This is a genomic window from Corynebacterium sp. CCUG 51687, from assembly GCF_024453995.1.
In the GTDB taxonomy this organism is placed as follows: Bacteria; Actinomycetota; Actinomycetes; order Mycobacteriales; family Mycobacteriaceae; genus Corynebacterium; species Corynebacterium pseudogenitalium.
Genome location: NZ_JAGPYT010000023.1, coordinates 1 through 6,435 on the forward strand (window position 1 = coordinate 1; position 6,435 = coordinate 6,435).

General features: G+C 64.1%; 8 protein-coding genes and 1 tRNA gene. 3 read left to right on the forward strand and 6 right to left on the reverse strand.

Going from position 1 to position 6,435, the window contains the following annotated elements; genetic code table 11:
* Positions 1-299: 299 nt before the first annotated feature.
* The 3 genes from KBX13_RS11330 to KBX13_RS11340 form a co-directional block, all read right to left on the reverse strand.
* Entirely contained in the window at positions 300-1,139 is an 840-nt protein-coding gene (locus KBX13_RS11330) for a hypothetical protein (protein ID WP_256022263.1), read from the reverse strand.
* Between the two features lie 69 nt (positions 1,140-1,208).
* On the reverse strand, positions 1,209-1,331 hold the full coding sequence (gene ykgO, locus KBX13_RS11335) for a type B 50S ribosomal protein L36 (protein WP_018020497.1): 123 nt from the start codon (positions 1,329-1,331) through the stop codon (positions 1,209-1,211).
* A 114-nt stretch (positions 1,332-1,445) separates the two neighbouring features.
* On the reverse strand, positions 1,446-2,807 hold the full coding sequence (locus KBX13_RS11340; protein ID WP_256022265.1) for a sugar porter family MFS transporter: 1,362 nt from the start codon (positions 2,805-2,807) through the stop codon (positions 1,446-1,448).
* 35 nt (positions 2,808-2,842) lie between these two features.
* On the opposite strand from KBX13_RS11340, the gene nadE reads away from it, so the two are divergent.
* Entirely contained in the window at positions 2,843-3,691 is an 849-nt protein-coding gene (gene nadE, locus KBX13_RS11345) for an ammonia-dependent NAD(+) synthetase (RefSeq protein ID WP_256022266.1), read from the forward strand.
* On the opposite strand, the gene KBX13_RS11350 is transcribed toward nadE, so the two are convergent.
* Together KBX13_RS11350 and KBX13_RS11355 are read right to left on the reverse strand one after the other, a co-directional pair.
* On the reverse strand, positions 3,688-4,443 hold the full coding sequence (locus KBX13_RS11350) for a fructosamine kinase family protein (RefSeq protein WP_256022268.1): 756 nt from the start codon (positions 4,441-4,443) through the stop codon (positions 3,688-3,690). The genes nadE and KBX13_RS11350 overlap by 4 nt on opposite strands.
* On the reverse strand, positions 4,436-4,918 hold the full coding sequence (locus KBX13_RS11355; RefSeq protein ID WP_256022269.1) for a methylated-DNA--[protein]-cysteine S-methyltransferase: 483 nt from the start codon (positions 4,916-4,918) through the stop codon (positions 4,436-4,438). Before KBX13_RS11355 ends, KBX13_RS11350 begins: the two co-directional genes overlap by 8 nt.
* Before the next feature lie 35 nt (positions 4,919-4,953).
* Here KBX13_RS11355 and KBX13_RS11360 point away from each other — a divergent pair, with 35 nt between their 5' ends.
* Complete coding sequence (locus tag KBX13_RS11360) at positions 4,954-5,817, forward strand: RluA family pseudouridine synthase (protein WP_256022271.1); 864 nt, start codon at positions 4,954-4,956, stop codon at positions 5,815-5,817.
* Between the two features lie 20 nt (positions 5,818-5,837).
* Here the strand turns inward: KBX13_RS11360 and KBX13_RS11365 are convergent.
* Positions 5,838-5,910 (reverse strand) — tRNA-Ala (locus tag KBX13_RS11365).
* A 340-nt stretch (positions 5,911-6,250) separates the two neighbouring features.
* Between KBX13_RS11365 and KBX13_RS11370 the strand changes: the two genes are divergently transcribed.
* A partial coding sequence (locus KBX13_RS11370) for a hypothetical protein (protein ID WP_256022272.1) occupies positions 6,251-6,435 on the forward strand: 185 nt, incomplete at its 3' end.

The following is a 6,435-nucleotide window of genomic DNA, read 5'->3' on the forward strand; positions in this document are numbered from 1 at the left end:
GGTGGGTGTCCGCGCGGCGGACACCTTGATGCAATCGTTGGGGTCTTGAGCTGAACTCGCTCTGTCCGCGCCGCGGAATGCTACTGGATTCGACTAAAGCTTCGTTGGAGTCCGCGCGGCGGACTGTGCGGGAGGTTGGGTTGTAACAACGGATAGATTGTCCGCCCCGCGGAATGCGGGAATCGTCCGTGCAAATCACGAAGCGGTGTCCGCGCCGCGGAAACCTTACTTATTGAGAGGTGGGTTGAGCCAAGCTTCGCCAGCTGTTTGTCCGTCCCGCGGACACCCTCATCAAACAATCAGCAGGCCGCAACCGGCAGCTGATCCAGTCGGCCGCGGAGCTGTTCTGCAACGGCGTTGGCCATGGCTTGGCCGGTTTGGTAACTGCCGTCGGCGGGGACAACGACCAAAGCCAAAGCAACGTCCTGCTCTACGGAATTTGACACGAGTCCCATCTGGCGCACTTCGTATCCACCAGTCTCCGAGGGCCCCCACCCGCCTTTGAACCGCGCATTGGGAAGCTGGCCGAGGCCGTAGTCCTGCCCGGGCACGATTTGCCCCATCAACTCAAGGACGGGGTCGGCGTCGCTCAGGCAGCTCAGATTGGACATGAAGGTGGACTCCTCGGCGGCGGTGAGCATGGTTTGGCCGAAGGTTGAGAACTCGGGCCGGATGCGTTCGGTGTTGATGGTTTTTGGTACGCCACCCTCGGCCAAGACGGTATCGCCGGCGCCGGGTGGCAGGGCGTTCCAGAGTTGCAGCGCGGCGTCGTTGTCTGAGGCGGTGATCGCGGCGGGTGCTGCGAGCTGCGCGGTGTCGGGCGCCACGCGGTACGCGGCAACTGCGAGGGGGACTTTGATGGTTGACCAGGCAGGCATCGCTGGGTCGTCGCTGCTGCCGACCCCGCCCGCGGCGACTGCGACGGTGCCTCCGAACTGGTTGGCAACAGCATCAGCGATGGCGGAAAGCAGCTTATCGACGTCCTCTTCGCCCACCGGTTCGTCAACTGGTGCAGGCGGCTGAGCGTTCGGGTGCGTTGTCGTTGAGGTGACGGTGATGGTCGGCGGGGCGTCGTTAGTGGGTGTCCCGCAGGCCCCGAGGGCGGTCACGGCGAGGAGGGCGCAGCATGCTCGTTTCACCTCCACCACCCTAGTGCCCCGGGCACGAAAAAACCCGCACACGAGGTGCGGGTTTTCACGAGTGCTGAATTAGCCCTGACGAGCCTTGAAGCGTGGCTCCTTCTTGTTCAGGACGTAAACCTTGCCACGGCGGCGCACAACCTGGGCGCCCGGCTTGTTCTTCAGCGACCGAAGCGACTTGCGGACCTTCATCGGGCGCTCCTTTCTAATCGAGGATCTTCATCTTCGTGCGACCACTGGAAACAGTCTGGTCGCGACACGTCGCGTTATATTACCCCATCACGTGGGGAAACCAAAACGCCGGTGCTACTTGGTGTAGCGTTGCTCCATTTCCGACGCCACTTCGTCCAGACTCCGGTTCATTGTTTCGGGGACGAAGTAGCGGACGAATCCTGCTGCAAGGATGCCACAGATGATGAAGATGGAGAAGGTGGCGGTGGCGGAGAGGGCGTCGACAAGTGGGAGGAAGAACTGGGCGACGATCCAGTTCATGACCCACAGTGCAAGCCCTGCGAGGCCCATGCCGGCGCCGCGGATTTGTGGCGGGACCAGCTCAGAGATAAGCAGCCAGGTCGTGGGCGAAACTGCTGCTTGCTGCGACGCAATGAACAGCGCCATGCAGGCGAGTGAGACCCACGCGAGTGCGGCGTTGTTTTCCGCGGCACGGTACGTGAGCGTGAGCGCGAAGAGGAAGATGACGTTGCCGCTCAGGCCGATGAGCAGTAGTCGTTTGCGGCCGATCCTGTCGATGACCTGCAGTCCGACCCAGCACGCGACGACGGAGACGAGCCCGATCACCATAGAGGTGTAGACGGCGTTTTCGGTGGAGAGGCCGACTTTGTTCATCATCGTTGGCGCGAAGTAGACGATGGCGTTCACGCCCGTGACCTGCTGCGTGATGCCGAGCAGCGCGGCGATCAGCACGGTCATGCGTAGCCACCGAACGTTGCGTAGGCGTGCCCACTCGCCGCCGCGCTGGGCGCGAAGCTCGGCGTCTTCGGTGGTTTCGAGGGTGAGTTCTTCGCGGGTCATGCCGACGCGGTCGCCGATGGTGAGGGCTGCGTCGATACGCTGGTGGCGGGCGAGCCACAGGGGTGTTTCAGGCAGGAATGCCATGCCGACGGCCAGCGCGGCTCCGGGCACTGCGGCGAGTCCAAGCATCAGCTGCCAGCTGCCGGTGGACGCAAGCACCGAGTTCACGGAGTACGCGAGCAGCTGCCCCACCACAATCATCAGCGTGTTCAGTGACACCATCTTGCCGCGCACCCGGGCGGGCACCATCTCCGAGATGTACATCGGCGCCACGATAGACACTCCGCCGACGCCGACCCCTAAGAACGTTCGGGCCGCCGCGAGTGCTTCCACCGACCCCGCAAGCGCGCACCACAGCGAGCCCGCGATGAACACGAGGCCGCCCATTATTAAGGTGCGTTTGCGGCCGAGCCTGTCCGCGATCGCTCCGCCGCTGAGCGCGCCGACCGCGGCACCGACGAGCAACATCGAGGTCACAAGCCCTTCTTGCCCTGGGGTGAGCTGGAATTCGGGGGTGATGTAGAGCAGCGCGCCGCTCATCACGCCGGTGTCGTAGCCGAAGAGCAGCCCGCCCAGCGCGGCGACGCCCGCAACTTTCCGGACGTAGCTTCGTTGGGCAGTGGTGAGTTGTTGCATGCATACCAATATGCACCGTGGGTACGCTGGTTCCTATGTCTCGGCCAGATTCACCGCAAGTTAGCAGCAAACAGCAAGAGATCATCGACACGCTCGGGGTCCAACCTTCGATTGATCCCGCGCGAGAAATTGAGCGCCGCGTCGCATTCCTCTGTGACTACGCCCGCTCCGCCTCCTCAGCAGGTTTCGTGCTCGGCATTTCCGGGGGCCAGGACTCGACGCTCGCAGGTCGCCTCGCACAGATCGCTGTCGAGCGGCTGCGGGACTCGGGTGTCGACGCCCACTTCCTCGCCGTCCGCCTCCCCCACGGTGTCCAAGTCGACGAGGACGACGCCCAGTTGGCGCTCCGCTTCATCGAACCGGATGAGACGGTGACCGTCGACATCGCACCTGCAACGAAAGCGCTCAGCGACGAGGCCGCTGACGCGTTGGGGGCGCCCCTCAGCGACTTCAACAAGGGCAACGTGAAGGCCCGACTTCGGATGGTGGCGCAGTACGCGCTTGCTGGCGAGCGCAACCTCCTGGTCATCGGCACTGACCACGCGGCGGAAAACGTCACCGGTTTCTTCACCAAGTTCGGCGATGGCGCCGCCGACCTCACCCCCCTCGCCGGCCTCAACAAACGCCAAGGCGCCGCCCTCCTCCGCGAGCTCGGCGCCGACCCTCGCCTCTGGGAGAGAGTCCCCACCGCCGACCTGGAAGAGGACCGCCCGGCGCTGCCCGACGAGGAAGCACTCGGCGTGACCTACCAGCACATCGACGACTACCTCGAAGGCAAGCCCGTTCCGTCCGCGGCGGCGGAACGCATCGAGCACCTGTGGCGCATCGGCCAGCACAAACGACACCTGCCACCAGGGCCAGATTCCTCCTGGTGGAAAGCTTAGCCCGTCACATCTAACGTCGCTTGCGCGGCGTTGGCAAGCTCCCCCGCGTACGCCGGGCCGTGCGTCAACGCGTGCACGGCCAACGGGTGAAGCTGATGCACCGGGATGCGCCGACGCCAGTCCTCCCCCAGGCTTGCCCGCGACTCGTAGCCCGCAAGGATATCTTCCAAAAACGGCGCGCCGAACAACGCCAGCATCGCGATGTCCGTCAACGGGTGCCCACCGTGCGCCGCCGGGTCAATGAACCGCGGGCCCGACTCGTCGAAGAGCAGGTTGCCCGCCCAAAGATCCCCGTGGATACGCGCCAGCGGGGCCTCCTCATCCTCCTCAACGAGCGCAGCGCAGGCGCGTTCCACGAGCTCTAGCTGCTGCTTCGAGATATTTCCCGCCACATGTGCGCTCCTAGCGAACGGCAGCACGCGCTGCTCGGTATAAAACTTCGCCCACCGCTGCTCCGGCACGCAGTCCTGCTCAACCCGGCCGATGAAGTTCGGGCCATCCCACCCGGTCGGCGGCGCACCGAAGGCTTCAGCGCCCATCGCGTGGATCTTCGCCAGCTCCTCCCCCGCCCGGCGCGCCGCGTCACGAGTGGGCCGCACGGTTTCGACGCGTTCTATTCGCAACGTCCGCTGTCCTTCGTCCACGCTGCGGACCTCCACGACTGCCTCGCTGCCCTCGCGCAGCCAGCGCAGCCCCGCCGCCTCGCTGCTCGCCTGGCCCGGCGCGATACAACGCTTACTGAAATCACTCAAGGTGGCCCTCCAATGCAAGCAAGAATCGCTTCATGTCTTCCCCACCACGGTAGCGCCCGAGGTGGCCGTCGCTACGCACGACCCGGTGACACGGAATGAGCAGCGGCAGCGGGTTGCGCGCGCACGCAGTGCCGACGGCACGCACCGCCCCCGGATTATCGACGTCCACCGCTAGCCCCTTATACGTCGTCACCTCGCCGAACGGCACGTGTTGGAGCGCGCCCAGCACCTTCGTCCGGAACGGCGGGAGGCCCTCAAGGTCGAGCGGGACATCGAAAGACGTTCGTGTCCCGGCGAAGTACTCCTCGAGCTGCCCGCGGACGGGGCCGATCGGGCCGGGGCGTGCGCCGGTTTCCCGGATTGCACGCTCAGCGTCGTCGCTGGGTAGCGCAATCCGGCGCACTCCGCGGGGCGAAACGACAACCGTCAGTGTTCCGACCTGCGTCTCGACGGTAGCGAATGATGTTGCATACATGGCACCAGTACTAGCACCTTGCTATGGTGCCAGCCATGACCACCTACATTCCCCCACCCGGATACTCAGCGATCACGGTCCCGGAGGACCACGACGGGCGGCGGATACACAAGTTCCTCGCCAGCTACACCACGTGCCCGGCGACCATGCTGTTCAAACTTACGCGTAAGGGGGCGTTGCGGGTCAACCAGAAACGTATCAAGCAGGATTACCGCGTCCGGGCTGGGGACGTGATCACGTTGCCGGGTGAGTTCTGTAAGGAAGCGAAGAGGGCGTCGAAAAGTAAGAGCCACGGGTTTGAGGTGCTGTGGGAGGGGCCGACGGCACTGGTAGTAAATAAGCCGGCGGGGGTGCCGGTGCATGCGGGAACCGGGACGCAGCGGGGCGTTATCGAGCGCATCCGCGACGTGCACCCCGACGCTGAGCTTGCGCACCGCATCGATAAGGAGACGTCCGGGGCGCTGCTGATCGCGCTGAATCACGCGGAGCTGCGCCACCTGCAACGAGCCTTCCGCGAGCAGGACGTGGTCCGCATCTACCGCGCGGTCGTGGAGGGACGCTGGGCGGGCGCGCGCGACGTAAAGGCCCCGATCGCGCGAACACCGAAAACCATGGTCGTACGTGCCGACGGCGACGACGCCCACACACGATTCCGCCGCGTGGAAAACCGCGGGCCGAACACGCTCGTCGAGGCCGAGCTCATTACTGGACGACGCCACCAAATCCGCGTACACGCCGCCCACGAAGGCCACCCCATCGTCGGCGACCGCGCGTACGGCTCGCGTACAGGCGCGCAGCGCATGTTCCTGCACGCGTACCAGCTGGAGTTCACGCTGCGCAACGGCGAGCACGTCGCAGTGACGGCGCCGGTCCGGGAACACAAAGACCGCAGGTCTTAAGCAACCTGCGGTCTTTTCTGTGGAGCTAACGGGATTCGAACCCGTGACCCCCACACTGCCAGTGTGGTGCGCTACCAACTGCGCCATAGCCCCGCGCACGCTAAAACACGCGTAGGTGACAGCTTATACCGTGCGTTTAATGTGAGGCAAATGCATACAGAGGACCTTCCCGCTCTCCTGAGGAAATAGCCTCTCCTTCAAGCGAGCGGGAACAAATCACTCAAATTGGTACCGCGTGAGAACTGCCTAGGTTGCCATCCTAGGCAGTTCAATGCATCACAAACTACGCAACCACCGATCGATTTGGTCCTTCAGTGGGGGCACTGTGGCAAGGATGCCCAGTGCGATCAGCAGGAGCCCGGTAAAGACCACTCCACACACGGCTGCACCAGTGCTGCTCCCATTGTCTCCCTTACTACTTTGGCTGGAAGAATTGCTGGAGCATATTCCACGTGACTCGGAACTTGAATTACTGCTCGAGTCAGGCTTAGCGCTCGTGGTTGGCTCCGACTTTGTAGACGTGGTTGGTGTGGCAGACGCACTCGGTGACGGCACTGCCTTTGTAGAACTCTTCACCGTCGTCGTCGGCTCCGGCTTGGCAGACGAACTCGGCTCTGG